This is a genomic window from uncultured Psychromonas sp., assembly GCF_947489755.1.
Taxonomy (GTDB): domain Bacteria; phylum Pseudomonadota; class Gammaproteobacteria; order Enterobacterales; family Psychromonadaceae; genus Psychromonas.
Genome location: NZ_CANLFB010000012.1, coordinates 101,883 through 121,426 on the forward strand (window position 1 = coordinate 101,883; position 19,544 = coordinate 121,426).

General features: G+C 36.9%; 13 protein-coding genes. 7 read left to right on the top strand and 6 right to left on the bottom strand.

What is annotated here, in order from left to right:
- Positions 1-159 precede the first annotated feature (159 nt).
- A complete protein-coding gene (pepN, locus tag Q0794_RS08890; protein ID WP_298941361.1) occupies positions 160-2,805 on the bottom strand; it encodes an aminopeptidase N in 2,646 nt (881 codons plus the stop codon).
- A 236-nt stretch (positions 2,806-3,041) separates the two neighbouring features.
- On the bottom strand, positions 3,042-5,753 hold the full coding sequence (locus Q0794_RS08895; protein WP_298941362.1) for a bifunctional acetate--CoA ligase family protein/GNAT family N-acetyltransferase: 2,712 nt from the start codon (positions 5,751-5,753) through the stop codon (positions 3,042-3,044).
- Between the two features lie 174 nt (positions 5,754-5,927).
- On the opposite strand from Q0794_RS08895, the gene Q0794_RS08900 reads away from it, so the two are divergent.
- Positions 5,928-7,271: an MATE family efflux transporter gene (locus tag Q0794_RS08900; RefSeq protein ID WP_298941363.1), complete on the top strand. Its 1,344-nt coding sequence runs from the start codon at positions 5,928-5,930 to the stop codon at positions 7,269-7,271.
- 160 nt (positions 7,272-7,431) lie between these two features.
- On the opposite strand, the gene Q0794_RS08905 is transcribed toward Q0794_RS08900, so the two are convergent.
- Positions 7,432-8,304: a hypothetical protein gene (locus Q0794_RS08905; RefSeq protein ID WP_298941364.1), complete on the bottom strand. Its 873-nt coding sequence runs from the start codon at positions 8,302-8,304 to the stop codon at positions 7,432-7,434.
- A gap of 42 nt (positions 8,305-8,346) precedes the next feature.
- A complete protein-coding gene (locus tag Q0794_RS08910) occupies positions 8,347-9,255 on the bottom strand; it encodes a LysR family transcriptional regulator (RefSeq protein ID WP_298941365.1) in 909 nt (302 codons plus the stop codon).
- A gap of 154 nt (positions 9,256-9,409) precedes the next feature.
- Here Q0794_RS08910 and Q0794_RS08915 point away from each other — a divergent pair, with 154 nt between their 5' ends.
- The 4 genes from Q0794_RS08915 to Q0794_RS08930 all read left to right on the top strand — a co-directional run bounded on the left by Q0794_RS08915 (position 9,410) and on the right by Q0794_RS08930 (position 13,388).
- Positions 9,410-10,423 carry an NADP-dependent oxidoreductase gene (locus Q0794_RS08915; protein WP_298941366.1) on the top strand — a complete coding sequence of 338 codons (1,014 nt, stop codon included), beginning with the start codon at positions 9,410-9,412 and terminating at the stop codon, positions 10,421-10,423.
- A gap of 287 nt (positions 10,424-10,710) precedes the next feature.
- A complete protein-coding gene (locus Q0794_RS08920; protein WP_298941367.1) occupies positions 10,711-11,283 on the top strand; it encodes a TetR/AcrR family transcriptional regulator in 573 nt (190 codons plus the stop codon).
- 180 nt (positions 11,284-11,463) lie between these two features.
- Positions 11,464-12,648, top strand: a complete 1,185-nt coding sequence (locus Q0794_RS08925) for an MFS transporter (RefSeq protein WP_298941368.1) — start codon at positions 11,464-11,466, stop codon at positions 12,646-12,648.
- Positions 12,649-12,707: 59 nt separating this feature from the next.
- A complete protein-coding gene (locus Q0794_RS08930; RefSeq protein ID WP_298941369.1) occupies positions 12,708-13,388 on the top strand; it encodes a haloacid dehalogenase type II in 681 nt (226 codons plus the stop codon).
- Positions 13,389-13,613: 225 nt separating this feature from the next.
- Here Q0794_RS08930 and Q0794_RS08935 read toward each other — a convergent pair whose 3' ends face one another.
- Positions 13,614-16,415 carry a bifunctional aconitate hydratase 2/2-methylisocitrate dehydratase gene (locus Q0794_RS08935; protein ID WP_298941370.1) on the bottom strand — a complete coding sequence of 934 codons (2,802 nt, stop codon included), beginning with the start codon at positions 16,413-16,415 and terminating at the stop codon, positions 13,614-13,616.
- Positions 16,416-16,941: 526 nt separating this feature from the next.
- On the opposite strand from Q0794_RS08935, the gene Q0794_RS08940 reads away from it, so the two are divergent.
- Entirely contained in the window at positions 16,942-17,427 is a 486-nt protein-coding gene (locus tag Q0794_RS08940; RefSeq protein WP_298941371.1) for a peptide-methionine (S)-S-oxide reductase, read from the top strand.
- A 141-nt stretch (positions 17,428-17,568) separates the two neighbouring features.
- Here Q0794_RS08940 and Q0794_RS08945 read toward each other — a convergent pair whose 3' ends face one another.
- Positions 17,569-17,718, bottom strand: coding sequence for a hypothetical protein (locus Q0794_RS08945; RefSeq protein WP_298941372.1), 150 nt, complete (start codon positions 17,716-17,718; stop codon positions 17,569-17,571).
- Between the two features lie 417 nt (positions 17,719-18,135).
- Here Q0794_RS08945 and Q0794_RS08950 point away from each other — a divergent pair, with 417 nt between their 5' ends.
- Positions 18,136-18,924 carry a phytanoyl-CoA dioxygenase family protein gene (locus Q0794_RS08950; RefSeq protein WP_298941373.1) on the top strand — a complete coding sequence of 263 codons (789 nt, stop codon included), beginning with the start codon at positions 18,136-18,138 and terminating at the stop codon, positions 18,922-18,924.
- Positions 18,925-19,544 lie beyond the last annotated feature (620 nt).

Genomic DNA, 19,544 nt, shown 5'->3' on the forward strand with positions numbered 1-19,544 from the left:
ATTAAATAGCCGATTATAATAAAAAACAGTAAAATTTTTGATCAAAAAAGCCTTTCTAATAACATTAGAAAGGCTTAACAATGACTACGCAACAATCAACTAATCAACTAATCAAATTGAGAAAATTGAGAAAATTAAAAGTAGTGCTTATAAACTCATTTATTGCGCTAACGCTTTAGTGACTTTTTCATATAAATCAACTGCCAAATCAGGTAATGCGAGTAAACGATTTAGCTGCGCTTTAATCAATTCAATACGTACTTTATCTAAGTTTTTAAATTGAATTAACGGCGTAATTAAACGCGAAGCCACTTGTGGGTTTTGGCTATTTAATTTAATTAATTGATCTGTTAAGAACGCATAACCACTACCGTCAATATGATGGAAACGATAAGTATTAGTCTGAGCAAAGGCCCCGACTAATGAACGTAAACGATTAGGATTATTAAAATCAAAACTACGATGATTAAATAATGCTTCAATATTATTTAACACATTATCAGAAGGCATGCTCGCTTGTAATACAAACCATTTATCCATGACTAAACCGTTTTCAAACCACTTATCATCGAAGGTTTGCATTACAGCGGCACGACAAGGTAATAAACCACTATTTGCTGCATTTAAGGCACCAAGATAGTCCGTCATGTTATTGCATGATGCAATCTGTGCTAACACGTATTCATCAGCAACTTTTTTATCAACACGCGCAATAAATGATAACGCACTATTTTTTAGTTTACGTTTAGCGATGTCTTCAACGTTGGGTTGATAAGCTTTAAGTTGGTTATGACGTAAATAAGTATCAACAAATAATTCATGTAGTTTGGTCGCAATTTCTTTTAACATAAAATCACGCGCATTATGAATCGCATCAATATCCACTTGTTCAAATAGTTCACGCGCACCATTTTCACTGGTGAAAGCAAACATATCAGCGACCAAAGAAGGATCTAGTGTTTCGCTAACCAGTACTGATTTAAAACCATCAATGAAAATGTCAGGTAGCGTCAGTGCAGCTCCATTTTGTAATGCTTTTACATTGTTAACCAAGTACTTGTTAAATAACGTTTGGCCTGCATCCCAGCGAGAAAACTCATCGCTAGCAAAACTCATAATATCCAACAACTGTTCATCTGTGTAAGCGTATTGATATTTTACAGGAGCTGAGAAGCCTCGGAATAAACAAGGGACAGGCTTGCTTGAGATGTTTTTGAATACGAATGTTTGTTCTTTTTGCGTCAAACTTAGTACACGGTTTTTCTTGCCTTCTAATAATTCAAGCGAATTACCATTACTGTCTAACAGCTCAATATCAATTGGAATATGTAGCGGTAACTTTTTCTTTTGGTCTGCCGTTGGTAAGGTTTTTTGTTTAAAGGTAATTTGATAAGCTTTATTAACACTGTCGTAATGGTCAGTCACATAAACCTGTGGTGTACCCGATTGAGAATACCAACGTTTAAATAACGTTAAATCAATTTCACTTGCATCTTGCATCGCAGCCACAAAATCATCACACGTTACTGCTTGGCCATCATGGCGTTGAACGTAAAGTTGCATTCCTTTTTGGAATTTCTCTTCACCTAATAAAGTGTGCAACATACGAATAACTTCAGATCCTTTTTCATATACCGTTAAGGTATAGAAATTATTCATTTCCATCACACTTTCAGGTCGAATAGGATGTGACATAGGGCCAGCATCTTCAGCAAACTGGTGATCGCGCATGGTCATGACGTTGGCGATACGGTTAACACTGCGGCTACCCAAATCTGAGCTAAATTCTTGATCACGGAATACCGTTAACCCTTCTTTCAAGCTTAACTGGAACCAATCTCGACAGGTAATACGGTTACCCGTCCAGTTATGGAAGTATTCATGTCCAATAACCGCTTCCACCCCTAAGTAATCTTGGTCTGTTGCACTTTGTTGATTCGCTAATACAAATTTAGAGTTAAAGACATTTAAGCCTTTATTTTCCATTGCGCCCATATTGAAGAAATCAACAGCAACAATCATGTAGATATCTAAATCATATTCTAAGTTGAAACGCTCTTCATCCCACTGCATTGATTTTTTAAGTGAGATCATCGCATGCTGTGTTTTATCTAAGTTACCTTTATCAACAAAAATAGCTAACTTAACATCACGTCCACTTTTAGTAATAAAGTTATCTTCTACTAAATCAAAATCACCTGCGACTAACGCAAATAAATAAGCAGGTTTAGGGAAAGGATCAACCCAACTTACAAAGTGTCGACCGCCGTCTAAGTCACCTTGATCAACTTGGTTACCATTAGACAATAAGTAAGGATAAAGCGTTTTATCTGCAATCACTTTAGTGCTGAATTTAGCCAATACATCAGGGCGGTCAAGATAGTAAGTGATACGGCGAAAACCTTCCGCTTCACATTGTGTACAGAATGCTTCACCAGACTTATATAAACCTTCAAATGCATGGTTTTTAGCAGGATCAATTTCAGTATTAATTTCTAATTTAAATGCGGCGGGTAAATGGTTAATGACCAATCCATCTTCTACTAATTCAAAGTCAGTGTAATCGACATCATCAACTAAAATAGAGATTAAATTTAAGGCTTCACCAAATAAAAATAATGGCGTTACTTCTTGGCTAACACGTTGTACTTGGGAAATTGCTTGCACTTTTGTTTGGTGATCAAATAAGTCAAACTCAAGATCAATCGTTGAAATTGTATAATCTGATGGGCGGTAATCGCTAAGGTGTTTTTCTTGCGGACTTCTTTCAATAACTTCTTCTAGGAGAGAGTCTGAATTGCTCATTATTTTTGCACTCTTAAATCAGGAAAATGAATACTGTTAATATACAAGAAGGCTCAATAATTACTAAGCCTTATTTGCATAAAACCTCAACACATAATGATATTAACAATAATTTTTCAAAATCATGAGTTTTACAACTTGCAGCTCATTTTCGTTGTAATTTATAACATTTATATCGCAATGATAATGTTCGTCGTTATAACGAGTATTATCATTCTTTTGATTCAAATATCAGACTAATGGTGCTTTTTTAAAGCCATGTGCATATTAATAATCCCCTCTTCAATATCTCGCTCAATACTAAAACCGACTTTCTTCGCTAACATCGCCATCCCCGTATTACTAAGCATCGTCATACCTGCAAGGTATTCAGTGCCTTTACTTTGTTGATAATCGATTAGCTTTTTCAACATAATAGCGCCTAATCCAAACCCTTGTAACTCAGCGCTTACAATCATGCCAAATTCAGCTTCTATATTATCAGGGTCGGTCGATGCTCGAATAATCGCTAATATTTCCTGCTCTTCATTTTGTTGATCAATTCGCACCGCAATAAAAGCCATTTCTCTTTCGTAATCTATTTGCGTTAACATCGCCATCTCTTCATGTGTCATTGAACCGCGTTGAGAGAAATAACGTTTATAACGATCTTCTTTACTTAACCCATTATCAAAAACATGATGCCTTGCTTCATCTTCTGCAATAATCGGGCGTAATAACACCGTAATACCATTTTTTAAGGTAATACTTTCTTCTAGCTGTTTTGGATAAGGGCTAATAGCAAAACGACAAGGTAAATTTAACTCGGTCGGTACTAGCGTGACTTGGCTATCAACGATGGTGACATTTTTGCCTGACACTAATACAGGGTTTAAATCTAAATCATTAATTTGTGGGTTATCCAATAACATTTGTGAAAGCTGAGTCAACATCAAACATATTGCTTCCATATCAAAATCTTTGGCATGTTGTTTGACTTTAATTTTCTTATCTTTAATGCCTTGAATCACAAGGTATCGTGCTAATGCCATATTGAGTGGAGGTAACGCGACGACGGCGTTTTCTAATGTTGTTTGTAAGTCTCGACCATCACTGTCTTGAGAAATGGCAATAACAGGTCCAAAAATAGCATCCTGTTTAATCATCACGCGTAACTCTAACGCTAATCCCGATGCCACCATTTTTTGTAATGTAAAACCAGTCAGTTCAGCATCAGGTAATGCGGCTTTAACCCGCTTTGTAATTGACGTTAATGCAGAATCAAGTTCGCGTGCATTATTGATATTCAACATCACGCCATGTACTTGAGATTTAAATTGGATGTTTGGCGAGTTAATTTTAACGGCTAATGGATAGCCGATGATTTTAGCTTTTTCAATCGCCTCACCAATATCCAACGCAATATCTGTATTAATAGTGTTTAGATGATAGGCATCTAATAATGGTTTAGTACAATAAGTGCTTAATTTAACTGACTTATCTAATTCAAAATCACCTCGTTCAATGAGACTTTGTTGGATAAATTCTGCCGCAGCTTGCGCATCGTAAATAAGATGTTCAGGTAAACTAGTGGGGGTTTCCATCAATAACTTTTTATTACGACGATATTGAACTAAATGCATGAACGCCGTTATTGCACCATTAGGCGTTCTAAACGTAGGGATCTTTGCATTAGCAAATATTTGCCTTGCGGGTCTAGCCGCTGCTTCACCTGTCCAATTCGTTAAGATATTAATTTGTTTACGTTTAGGGTGTTTACTAATAGCATCGACAATCGCTTGCGCCGTTTCTTCACTGTCTGATAACGCAGAAGGTGAATGCATTATCAAAACAGCATCCACTTTATCACTGTCCATCAAATGGGTTAACGCCGTCGCATAACGTTTTGGATCCGCATCACCGATCATATCTATCGGATTATTGTGCGACCAATTATTGGGTAAACAAGCGTTAAGCTTATCCATTAAAAGTGCATCTAACTCTGCGAGTCGGCCACCCTCTTCTACTAAGTTATCAACAGCTAAAATACCTAGCCCTCCACCATTACTAATAATAGCGAGACGTTCCCCATGTAAATAGTTTGAATAAGCTAAAGTTTCGACTGCCGCAAATAGTTTATGAAAATCATGGACTCTCAACATACCAGCACGTTTGAACGCAGCATCATAGACACTATCATGCCCGTATGCTCCGCGAGTATGTAAAGCCGCCGCTTTTGCTCCTAATACAGAACTACCGGATTTAATCACCAACACCGTTTTATGTTGTGAAATAGCACGAGCCGCAGACAAAAACTCTCTCGCATTATCAATATTATCGATATACAGCAGAATAGATTGTGTTTTGGAATCACGCGCTAAATAATCTAATAGCTCTGCAAAAGAGATATCCTGTGCATCACCTAATGATACAAAAGCAGAAAACCCAATACCTTTACTCGTTGCCCAATCTAATACGGTAGTACAAACCGCTGCAGACTGTGAAATAAAAGCGATATTGCCAGGTAAGGCGTTACAGTGAGCCAAGCTTGCATTGACTAAATTATGAGGATTAATAATACCTAAGCTGCTCATCCCTAATAGACGAATTTTATTAGCCGCTGCAATCTCATAAATACTTTGTGAGATTGCAGGGTCACTTTCTGTGGTAACAATAATGGCCGCAGGACAGCCTTTTTCCGCGAGAGCCAGTAATATCTCTGGAATACGGCATTCGTTGGTACAAATCACCGCTAAATTAGGCACAATGGGTAAATCACTGACCTTTTTATAAGCGAGTACACCGTGCACTGAAGTGTATTTTGGCGTCACTGGCATTATCGGCCCATTAAATCCTGCAGCTAATAAATTATTCATCACTAAATAACCTGCGCGTTTTACATTCACTGACGCACCGATAACAGCGATAGATTGAGGATTAAAAAAGTGTTTAAGTAGCTGCAAACTCATAATAAACTCGCTTAATATCAATAATAAAGAACATTTAGTTTACTCCTTCAAATGAATCCTGCTTTATTTTTTCAAGGAAATAAGATACCTATCATTTAATAATCTTTGCGAATTCAATTGCACCCTGTTAACGCTCAGCATACACTCCATAATTTTCCCTTATCGGAGTGAGTAGTGCCTTTTCTTTTTGAATCTAAAAAAATCATCAAACTCAGTGTGCCTCTATTTCTTGCGCAGTTTGCGCAAACGGCAATGGGCTTTGTTGATACGGTTATGGCAGGTGGAGTGAGCTCTACTGATATGGCGGCAGTCGCCATTGCATCGAGCATTTGGTTACCTTGTATTCTTTTTGGTGTCGGTGTTTTAATGGCCGTTGTACCGTTAACCGCACAAGCCCATGGCGCCAATGATTTAGAACAAATCCCTAAAACCGGCCAACAAGGTTTGTATTTAGCATTATTGTTGTCTATTCCGATCGGGGTGATCTTATTTAATGCCGGTATGTTAATGACATTAATGGACATAGAAGACCTATTGGCATTGATCACCATAAAATATCTCTATGCGATGATCTTTGCCATTCCAGCGTTCTTATTATTCCAAGCATTACGAAACTATATTGAAGGTCTATCACTGACTAAACCGGCAATGGTGATTGGATTTTTAGGCTTATTGCTGAATATTCCATTGAACTGGATGTTTGTATACGGCGAATTAGGTGCACCAGCAATGGGGGGTGCTGGTTGTGGTGTTGCCACTGCCATTGTGTATTGGTTCATGAGCATGGCATTAGCGGGCTACGTTTATTACACCAGAAAATTAAAGCATTATCCGTTATTTATCAATTTCACTAAACCCGACATGAAACATATCTTATCGATCAGTAAATTGGGATTACCAGTTGCTGTGGCGATGTTTTTTGAGGTCACTATCTTTGCTGCAATTGCCATTTTAGTTGCTCCGTTAGGCGCAAAGGTTGTCGCTTCACATCAAATTGCAATTAACTTTTCTTCGATGATATTTATGTTGCCAATGAGTATCGCTAATGCCGTCAGTATTAGAGTAGGATTCAATCTAGGTAAGAAAAGTAACAATGGTGCAAAACAAGCCAGTTACGCAGGATTTGCCATTGGTTTAGGCGCATCCATTATCACCGCCCTTTCCACGGTGATTTTTAAAGAGCAGATTGCGTTATTGTATTCTGATCACCGAGAAGTGATTGACCTAGCCATTGCCTTAATTCTTTTCTCTGCGATCTACCAGTGTATTGATGCAATCCAAGTCGTAGCAGCAGGCGCTTTACGTGGTTATAAAGAAATGAATGCTATTTTCACTCGTACTTTCATCTCTTATTGGATCGTAGGGTTGCCACTAGGCTATGTGTTAGGAATGACTGATTTATTAACTGAACCTTTAGGCGCGGTAGGTTTTTGGATTGGTATTACTGTGGGGCTAACGGTTGCTGCAATATTATTAGGGCAGCGTCTTTACTTTATACAAAAGACGCGTTTTGCATAATGACTGTTTACTCAGATATTTTAGGCATTTCTGCTTTATTGCTTAAGTCTTTATAATGTAAACACACAACATCAAACATATTAAAGGCGTTGATTAGAGATGATCTATTCAACGCCTTTTTATCTTTTATAGCCATTAGAATTTTGTATCTCCTTTACCCTTACCATTTACCCGTAATGGTTAAAGAAATGCCTTTGTAAAAAAATAAACCTAAAAGTAAAAAACTCGCCAGAATAATGCCAATAAAATACAACATTGACGTCATGTTGATAATACTTTTAAATTCAGAAAACCAGGTTAGCTGTAATAATTGATTAAACATCATGAGTGTTAGGGCTAAAAAAATAAAGATAAAAAATCCTACCCAGGCACCTTTTAAATCTTCTTTTGAAGGTGATAAATGCAAACTAATCGCCGCGCACAAATAAGCCCAAATAATGACCTTAATAGGCGACACAATATAGGCACTTTCAATAAACTGAAAAATCTGCTCATTGAGTAAAACTAACTGAGATAATTGTATATTTGCTAAGTTTTGAAAAGTGGATACTCGTAATAAATTGAAAAAATTAACGGCATCATCTAACAAAAGCCAAGTCACTAAATAAAGGCCTAATAAACCACCGAATAAAGGCGCAATACCGATGAAAAAATTGCCCATCACTTGCCATAAATTACGGTTATTATAAGAATGCGTGACGTAACCTAAGGTGCCACGTTTATCCGGATTAAATAACACCATTTTTTGGATTTTATGCCCAAAAATAAAACAAAATAACGCATGACTTAACTCGTGAATAGGCGTTCCTATCCAAGCACTCAGGTAAATAACTTTACCATCTAATATTTTGGCAGATAATAAAAAGACTAATCGTTGTAAAACAAACAACGTTAAAATTAATATTAAAAACAATACAAGATGATTCCCTAAAACAATAAATTGTTCGCCTAACCAGTTGCCCCATTTTTCAGGCGTGTCTGGTACATGAGAGAATGTTATTTTTATCTCTGTAATTAATTGATTAAAATCCATATTAACGTGTATCCGTTTGCCATATTTTTACATACAGGCTATTTATACATTAATTGCTTTGATTCTGGCCACTAAAAAATCCACGGCCGCTTTCAACTTAGGCACCTGATAACGTTGTTTTTGATATAATAAAAACAACCCCAAATTAGCGTTTTGAGTAATGGTCAATCTTGGCTTAATATCTAATTCAACTAACTGACCTGACGCGAGGAACCTACTTAATGCCCAACGTGGCATCATTAAAATACCCTTTCCAGCAATCGCTTTTTGTAATAACCAATCGCCATTATTAGAGACTAAATAAGGTTCAGCTGATACATCACGCCACTGCCCTTTTATTTCACATAACCAAGGCGTCGGGCCCATTGGAGTGTTGAAGTATAACCCTTGATGTTCCTTTAAATGCATAGCATCTATTGGATAACCAAACTCTTCAAGGTAACTGGTCGCGGCAACGGGAATAAAGTTATTATCCATTAATTTTATCGCCACCACTCGTTCATCAGGTGCATATCCACCGCGAATAGCAAGATCAACTTCATCTCTTCCCAGTGTTGTTAACTCATCACTTAAGGTCACATTCAACGTTATTTTGGGATATAAAGTAGAAAATTCATCCAATAAAGGTAATAAAATTTGTTCACCAAACCCAACCGTTGAGCTAATTTTCAACATGCCCATTGGTGTCGTTTGATAGGAGCGCACCGATTCATCAGTCACTTCTAAGGTTTTTATAATTTCACTGACTTGTTGATAATAACGTTGGCCGATTTCAGTTAACGTCAATACACGTGTGGTTCTTTTTAATAAAGTCGCCCCTAAACTTTTCTCTAAGTCGGCAACGCGACGAGATAATGAAGAAGGTGGCACAGAGAAAAAAGTAGCCGCTTTAGTAAAACTGCCCGTTTCAACAACCTGAACAAAGTATTTAAGCGCGCGTAATTGATCCATATTAATCCTAATAACGATTTTATTGTTGTCTTTATGACAATAAAGATTAGCGAATTAGGCAATATATCTTACCTTCCTAAATCGGCATAATAGTTTTACTGATTTCAACCAACATATATTTAATTAGTGTTGGGATAAACAAGAGGAACATATAATGACAACATTTACTGCAATCAATCTAGTTCAACACCACACTGGTGGCGATGTCGACAACTCAATGTTTAACGTGGTTGAAAAAGAAATTCCAAATATCGAACCAGGCCAAATATTGGTCAAACAAAATTATATGTCCTTAGATCCAGCCATGTTTGGTTGGATGACGCCAGATACCAATAGTTACATTCCACCAGTTGAATTAGGTGATGTAATGCGTAGCTCTGGTATTGGTGAAGTCACTGTCAGTAATCACCCTGATTTCGCTGTTGGCGACAGAGTCATGGGCATGATGGGATGGCAACAATATTATGTAGGTGATGGTAAAGGTCTCAATAAAGTCACTGCACCATTAGATGATGAAAGTATTCTGTCTGTATTCGCCTTACCTGGTTTAACGGCCACACAAGGGCTATTTAACGTCGGCAAACCGCAAAAAGGTGAAACCTTAATTGTTACTGGTGCAGCGGGTTCAGTTGGCTCTATTGTTGGCCAATTAGCAAAAGCTGACGGTTTACGCGTTATTGGAGTTGTTGGCAGTCAAGAAAAAGCAGATTGGATCGTTAATGAACTTGGATTTGACGCGGCAATCAACTATAAAAGTGATGATCTTGATGGACAATTAGCCATTGCGGCACCTGACGGCATTGATGTTTTCTTTGAAAATACGGGCGGTCCTATTCAAAGCTTGATCGTAGATCGTATGAATGCTCACGGTAGAGTCGTAGTGTGTGGTTTGATTTCAGATTATCACAGCGATGTACCTGCACCCGGTCCAAGCTGGTTAAATGTGATTAAACGTCGTATCACTATCCAAGGTTTTACTATGCCAGACCACTTTCATAAAGTGCCTGAGCTATTAGAAAAACTGACTCCTTACGTGATGGCAGGTCAAATTAAACACCGCTCACATATCCTTGAAGGTTTAGAGTCTGCGATTGATGGATTGAATTTATTCTCTACCGGTGCCAATAAAGGTAAATTAATCGTTAAACTATTTGATGATAAAAAATAATAGCTAATAACGTTATCTATTAGCTACATAGCAATTATTTTACTAAAGCTACACAGACTCTTGTGTAGCTTTTTTTATGCTCTGACTATCTTGAGAATATGGCGTTGAATGAAAGGTGAATATAAGCATTAATCTAAACATTAACGTAATTATCATGTCGTTATATAAGCTTATCTGAACTTACTCTATTGAATAAAATACAATTTAAACCTTGAAAATTTAACTGACAAGATTAGACTATTTCATAACTAACCGATTGTTTAGGTAAAAATATTTAGGTGTAAACGATGGCGCGTAAAAAAAATTATGAAGACAATGATGTGATTGAAAAAGCGACTGAGCTTTTCTGGCGTAATGGCTATGAGAATACATCAATGAGTCTTTTAGAATCGACAATGGGCATTAATAAGTTTTCTATCTATTCTAGTTTTGGCAGTAAGCAAGGCGTTTTTTTACGAAGCCTAAGGTGTTACAGAAACAAGCTGTCACCTGTTGTGATAAAACTTAAACATAGCAATGATGGCCGCGCAGCCATTAAACAATATTTTTATGATTGCCTCGCAACTTATACAGATGCAACGTGTAGTAAAGGTTGTTTAATGACCAACACACGAGCTGAGCTTAGTGGTAATAACAATAGCAATACAAGTGCAGAAATATTGAATGAAATAGAGTCTTTTGTTACTTATCAAAAGCAACTTTTCATTGAGAAACTCATTTCTGAAGGGGAAGATACGACTTCTGCAGCTAAAAAAGCTAATTACCTTATCATTGCTAAACAAGCAATATCTGGTGCTTCTAAAGTACACTCGTTACACGAAATTAACGACTTTATCGATATGACTTTCAGTTCAATTTAACGATTAATAATTTAGAGTCTAAAACCATACTTTATTTCTAACCAATCGTTTAGAAATAATTGAATTTTAGAAGTTAGAAACTAGGAATTAAAGTTTAGAATTTATTTAAAATATTATTAAAACCTAGCGCTGTTAGTACTTATAAACCATAACATTTTCAATTATATAACGGATAAATCCATGAGTGATAAATTAGTAACTAATACAGTTATATTTTTGTTTGGATCATTACTCTTTTTAGCAAACGGTGACAACTACGCAGCAGCGCCATTAATCGTGAATATAGCTGAAGATTTAAACTTTTCAGTTAATGCAGCCGCCTCTTCGGTTACTGCTTACATGCTGGCATTTGGTGTTTTTACAATTCTATTCGGCCCGTTATCTGACCGATATGGCAAAGTATTTATTATCCATATTTCCACTATGGGAACCGCTATCTTTAGTATCTTAGGAGCACTGGCTTATGATCTTCCTTCGTTAATCTTTTTCAGAGCAGTTAATGGCGCCTTTGCAGCAGGCTTATTACCTGTTGTACTTGCTTACTTAGGTCAAGCTAGCAGCGACAGTGAGCGTCCACAAGTGCTGACTAGAATAATGTCCTATGGCTTTTTAGGCACTGCGACAGCAACATTGATCGGCGGTACCATTGCTCATTTTGGCTCTTGGAAGTTAGTTTATTTATCCTATGGAATTATGGAACTGATCTTAGCTATTCTAATGTTAAAGATGATTAAAAGAGATAAGCCTGTAAGCGATAAGATTAATATTCTGGCGACTTATAAAAAAGTGCTCAGTCACAAAGGCGTGCTTTCATTATTGCCTTTATTCCTATTAATGGGGTTTACCGTGTTTGGCATTTTCACTTATATGGGGCAATTAATAACAGAACGATTTGGTTATGACATCTTTACTGTCGGTGCAATGCTATCGCCTTTTGGCTTAGGGATTATTGCCGCTGGCAAAGCAATGCCAACGCTTAGAAGAAAATTACAACAATATTACATGCCCTTTAATGGCACCCTGATCGCTTTAGCGTTGCTAGGTTTATCGGCATCCAACAACCCTGTTTTATTTTGTTTATATTTATTTATGTTTGGTGCTGGTTTTATCTTATTTCAACCGGTTTTTATTGCCAAAATACAAGAGCAAATACCGCATATGAAAGGCTCAATTATGTCGATGGCTTCATTTGGTTTATTCACAGGTGGCGCTATTGGCACGACATTAAATGGGTTTATTATTAGTACTTGGGGTATGACAACGATGCTTTATAGCTCAGCAGCGATCATTTTTATCACAGGGTTTATTGCAAAATCAGTCATGGTCAAACTTGACATGCCGGTTACAGCTAAAGCATGCTGTTAACGAATAGCAGTAGATAATAAAGCCGAATCATTTTTTAAATGCACTACAAAGGAAATACCATGAAACGTAATACAGTATTATTTGATATCAATGAAACGGTCCTTAATTTAAACAAGCTTAAACCGAAATTTGAACAGGCCTTTGGAGATGAATCAGCATTAGGGCTATGGTTTTCAACACTATTACATACATCGACTGTTTGTGCAGTCACAGGCTTAAAAACTGAATTTGCAGCATTAGCAGGCGATATACTTAACAATGTAGCAGCGCGTAAAGGTATTAATTTACCAAATGAAACACGTGACGATATTTTAGCGACCTTCGCAAGCCTCGAGTCACACGAAGATATCAAACCAGCATTAACAAAGTTACGTGATAGCGGTTATCAAACAATTGCCTTTTCGAACTCGTCATTAGATCTTATTAAAAAACAGATCGAGAATGCCGGCTTAAACGATTATTTTTCGAAAGTGGTTTCAGTAGAAGAAACAGGCAGCTTTAAGCCAGATCCTAAAGTATATCGATTTGTAGCCGATCTTTTAGAACAACCTATCGGTTCACTTCGTTTAGTCGCAACACATGACTGGGACACTCATGGAGCAATGTCTTCAGGTATGTTAGCCGCTTATATTGATAGAGCAGGCACGCCTTATAACCCTCAATACTTAAAACCAGCTATTATTAAAAATAATATGAATGATATCGTCGATCAAATAATTAAAGCCGACCAAAAGAGTTAATAACGTTTAATATTTTGAGTGAGAAAGTCAGTATACAATTTAATAAGTCTAATTTTATAAAGCACTTACAATAACTTTCACTCTAATAGTTAAAATAATATATTCACTCAAGAAGTCCATAGCACAAATAAAAAAAGAGCTGTCTCATACGAGTACAGCTCTTTTTCTTTGAGGAAGTCAGTAACAAGACAACCTCATTCTTTGTTTATTAATAACTAACGCTGATTAAACGTTACTCACCTGAATGAATTCAACGGGTTCAGTTGTCATTGCATCTAATGGTGGAGCAAAGTCAGTTAGTTTGATGCCTTTAACAGCATTTTTGTACTCTTCCATCGTTGGTGTACGACCAAGGATAGTTGAAAGCACAACAACTGGCGTAGATGATAATAGAGACTCACCTTTTTTACCTTCAGTATCTTCAACAACACGGCCTTGGAAAAGACGCGTTGATGTAGCCATTACAGTGTCACCCTTCTCTGCTTTCTCTTGGTTACCCATACAAAGGTTACATCCAGGACGTTCAAGATACATGATGTTTTCGTATTTAGTACGAGCAGACTCTTTTGGAGCGTCATCATTAAACTCAAATCCTGCATACTTCTTAAGTACTTCCCAATCGCCTTCAGCTTTTAGTTCATCAACAATATTGTACGTTGGTGGAGCAATCACTAATGGTGCTTTAAAGTGGATTTTACCGCTTTCGTCTTCTAAGTTTCTCAGCATTTGAGAAATGATCTTCATGTCACCTTTATGCACCATACATGATCCAACAAACCCAAGGTCTACTTGCTTCTCACCTTTATAGAAAGAAACAGGACGAATGGTGTCATGCGTATAACGCTTAGAAACATCAGCATTATTAACATCAGGGTCAGCAATCATTGGCTCATCAAGTTGGTCTAAATCAACGATTAGTTCAGCAAAGTATTTAGCATTGTTGTCTGGTGCTAGTGCAGCTTTTTCACCTGACTTAATCTCATTGATACGCTTATCAGCGATTGCAATTAGGCCTTTAAGTGTTTCAATTTGGTTATCCATACCTTTATCAATCATGATTTGGATACGGCTTTTTGAAATTTCTAAAGACTCAACCAATGTATCATCTTGTGAAATACAGATTGAGGCTTTTGCTTTCATTTCAGCAGTCCAATCGGTAAAGGTAAACGCTTGGTCAGCCAATAAAGTACCGATATGTACTTCAATAACACGACCTTGGAATACGTTATCACCAAACTGTTTAAGCATTTGCGCTTGCGTTGCATGAACAACATCACGGAAATCCATGTAGTCTTTTAAGTCACCTTTAAAAGTAACTTTAACAGACTCAGGAATAGGCATTGTTGCTTCACCTGTTGCTAGCGCTAGGCCAACTGTTCCTGAATCGGCGCCGAAAGCAACACCTTTAGACATACGAGTATGTGAATCACCACCAATAATAATAGCCCAATCATCAACAGTGATATCATTAAGTACTTTATGAATAACATCTGTCATTGGACGGTAAACGCCCTTAGGATCACGTGCAGTAATAAGACCAAACTTATTCATGAACGCCATTAATTTAGGAATGTTTGCTTGTGCTTTGTTATCCCAAACAGATGCTGTATGACAACCTGATTGGTAAGCGCCATCAACGATAGGCGAAATAACAGTCGCAGCCATAGACTCAAGTTCTTGAGAAGTCATTAATCCCGTTGTATCTTGCGAACCAACGATATTAACTTGAACACGAACATCAGAGCCAGCATGTAAAGCAGCTTTAGACATTACGCCCACTGCATTTTTGTTAAAGATTTTTTCAACAGCAGTTAGACCTTGGCCTTCGTGAGAGATTTCTTGAGATGGTGCATAAACAAGTTCTAGTGGCACACCTAGTGTTTCAGCAGCAAATGTTTGTAATTTTTTACCAAATACAATCGCGTAAGAACCGCCCGCTTTCATAAACTCAACAGCTTGAGGAGAGAACGCTGAAGAAACGTCTGCTAGCTCTTTATCACCGTTGTATAATTTTTTCTCTTTAGTGTTAATGGTTAACACTGTGCCTGTATCAACAGAATATGTTTGCTCTAGTACTGGGTCACCACTTTCATTTAAAATAGTTTTGCCATTAGCATCTACTTTCTTAACCCAGTTTTTAAGATCTAAACCAATTCCACCAGTTACACCAACCGTTGTTAAAAAGATTGGTGAAATACCATTTGTACCTGCAACAACCGGTGCAAAGTTAACAAATGGAATATAAGGACTTGCTTGCTCACCTGCCCATAGTGCCACGTTGTTCACGCCAGACATACGAGATGAACCCACACCCATTGTGCCTTTTTCAGCAATTAGCATGACTTTTTTGCCAGGATATTGTTTTTGTAACGCTTGAATTTCGTCTTGCGCTTCAGGTGTAATCATACACTTACCGTGTAATTCACGATCTGAACGAGAGTGAGCTTGGTTACCAGGAGAGAGTAAATCCGTTGAAATATCGCCTTCAGCGGCAATATAAGTCACGACATCAATTGTTTCAGCAATTTCAGGTAGTTTAGTGAAGAAGTCCGCACGAGCGTAACTTTCAAGAATATCTTTAGCAATCGCATTGCCTGCTTTAAATGAAGCTTCAAGACGTTCAGTGTCTGCTTCATACAGGAATACTTGCGTTTTTAATACTTCTGCCGCTGGTGTTGCTACTGAAACGTCATCTGAAAGGGCTAAATCAAGTAGTACTTCAACAGAAGGACCGCCTTTCATGTGAGATAACAATTCAAAAGCAAATTCTGGTGTGATTTCAGCAACAACAGATTGACCAAGAATGATTTCTTTTAAAAATTGCGATTTAACACCAGCTGCATTAGTAGTACCAGGCAAGGTGTTATAGATGAAGAAATTAAGTGAAGCTTCACGATGTTCATTACCAGTATCTTTGATTTGAGTGATGATCTCAGCTAACAAGTCACCTTTATCAATTGGTAGTGGATGTAGACCTTCAACTTTACGATCTTCTATTTCATTTAAGTAATCTAAATACAGGCTCATTTATACCTCTAATAATAACAATAATTTAACATACGCAACATTATATACCATAAACATGGATAATAGATAGCCACTCAGCTCTCAGATAAAACGATATAATTCAATAAAATGAAGCACAAAACACCCCACATGATTATCATTATCAGTACCGAGAAAAATTAACATAAAACATTTTATTAACATATTTAATAAGCCAATGTATTAATTGGTAGTTTATGCTTATTTGAATAAATATAGGCTCTAATCCCTACTAATATAAAGGATATTAAAATCCTTTGATACTAAATTAAACAATGTGTTTAATAAAACATCTAGCAATGTACAGGGACTTGATTTATATCAGCTCGCTCAATAAACTGACTTTTCGCACTTCAATGTTGTCAAGGTTACTAATGTTATTAAATGACTAGGCGCTGACTACATAATGAAGCTTAATTGAAAAGTTAATTGATGATTTATACTTATAATTTTAATTTTAGTGCCAATATATAAATACCTCTTATAGACATCGACTTAGGACAATACAATGGAAGAAATATACTTAGCTGGCGGATGTTTATGGGGTGTACAAGAATATTTAAGACACGTTCCCGGTATCCAGTTTACAGAAGTAGGGAGAGCTAATGGAACATCTCAACAATTAGAGGGTGGCTACGACGGCTATGCCGAATGTGTTAGGACTCAATTTGATCCCTCTATTATTTCCTTAGAACAATTAATCGCCTGCTATTTTGAAGTGATTGACCCGTACAGTATTAATAAACAAGGCATTGATGTTGGCGAAAAATATCGTACTGGCATTTACTCTATATCATTACTTCATTTAGCGGATGTTAATGAGATCATTAGCAGTAGAAGTGATCATGAAAAAATTGCAGTAGAAGTATTACCATTAACCAATTACATAAAAAGTGCAGATGAGCACCAAGACCGATTACAAAACTTCCCCAATGACTATTGCCACATTCCTAAAGAAAAGATTTATAAATACAAAGACGTAGAGATAGAGTGATATAAATTATAAATGCCTTTAAAATTAAGACTTAAAAGGCATTTAGAAGATAACTGTATCACTACAAAAATAAGCGAACTGTACTACGACAAACAAGCCTATATAAAAGTCAACTTTCCCTGTTAGCTTAAAAACCAGTTATTAAAGCCGAGACAACTCAATTACTTTAGCAGGCGTAACCCTAAATGAAGAGCTCAGAGCATCAGCTTCTTTCATGTGTAATGTTTGCTCATGTAACGTTAATGCCTCTTGTGACGTCAGTATTGCACCTGGCACCCTCTTTTCTGCCACCGGAAAATACAGACATTATATGCGGTTAAACTTTAGTAAAAAAACAGAAGTTGAACGTGAGCAAGCTATTGCTAAACTAGGATTTTTATATCGCACAGCAAATTGAAAAATAACCAATAAACTTAATATGTGCTTTGCTGATATTCCGCTATTATGCCTTCCAAAAATAACAGCGTACTTTGTTGATCATTAAACGGCTTTTTAAAGTTATTTAAAGTTATTTAAAGTTATTTAAAAGCGATTAGATTCAGATAATTAGGCCATCACTTAAATAAAGCACAACACTTACACTGAAAATTAGATGACCCTATTTTGAAGAACAGGGTAAAAACGAGTATCGAAAAACAAACAAAAGAAAATGTAAACTGAGCATCTGGAAGCATTCAATTTAAAAATAAAAAAAGGCAGCAACGGTAGATGGTTAGTCATTTAAATCACTTAAAAAACGAATATGATCAGCGAGGTTACTTCATTATTCAAAACTATTTTACTGAAACTGAAATATCAGCATTAAAAGAAACGGTGCTTACCTTCCATGAAACATGGAAAGCTGACAATGAAATCTTCTTCCAAAAAGAAGCGTTTAACTCCTCTTTAATCACTGGTACTCAGTACTTACAAAGCCCAGATCGTTTAAATTTATTTAACTTCATCAGCTCAACCAAAATGATGGATATTATTAATACCATTGTTCCAAATGATCCAGCTTTCATGAATACGCAATTATTTTTTAATCCTCAACGCCCTCAACAAGAAAATTTTTGGCACCGAGATTGTCAATATGATCACCATATTGAAGGTCAGAAAAAAGCCATTCAAGAAACACAAGTTGTGCACTTTCGCGTTCCATTGTTCGACGAACCTGGTATGGAATTAGTGCCAGGATCTCATAAACGTTGGGACACACAGGAAGAATTAGATGTACGCTTGGCAAGAAAAAGAAAATTTAGCAGCGACGATCTCTCCACTGGCAAAAAGATCCCGTTAAAAGCAGGTGATTTATTAGTGTTTTCTGCAGATATGATTCACCGTGGTTTATACGGCTTAGATCGTTTAGCGTTTGATACCTTAATTTTCGATTCAACAGGTGACTTCGTCGATTACGTAGATGATGATTGTTTGCCAAATGAAGTAATGCTAAAAGAAATAACCAACCCAGTAATATTTAAAAACACACTTTATTTGAAATCACTGAGTGAATGTTAATTCTTTTGTTTTTGACCTATGGCGAATTAGACAGATCTTAGAGTTATGCTCGGAAGAGCTCTGCGAGTCCTGTTTTCAGCTTGCAGGTTTTCTTTTTTAGTTTAACCTTTGACCTTTTACCTTTTACCTTTGACTCAATTTTCAGTTTAAACAGACTCAAGCAATCTAACTTTTTCACTTCAAAATACAAAAATACACAAAAAAAAACTGCAGGCTAAAGCCAGCGCCCCAAAATCTTAAACACTATTACACAGTTAATTTTATTAATTTATCAGCCACTTTCGAACTTATTCATTTCAGCGTTAATTATTTTTATGCTTTGACCTCGGGTGCATGGCGAATTAGGCAGTTCCTAGAGTTATGCTCGGAAGAGCTCTGCGGGTCCAGTTTTCAGTTTGAAGGGGGTTGTGTTGATCCTTTTATGTTTTGAATTCGGGGCGCATGGCGAATTAGGCAAAGCCTAGTGTTATGAGCGGAAGAGCTCTGCGAGTCCTGTTTTCAGCTTGCAGGAGTTTTGTGTTGATCCTTTTATGTTTTGAATTCGGGCGCATGGCGAATTAGGCAAAGCCTAGTGTTATGAGCGGAAGAGCTCTGCGAGTCCTGTTTTCAGCTTGCAGGAG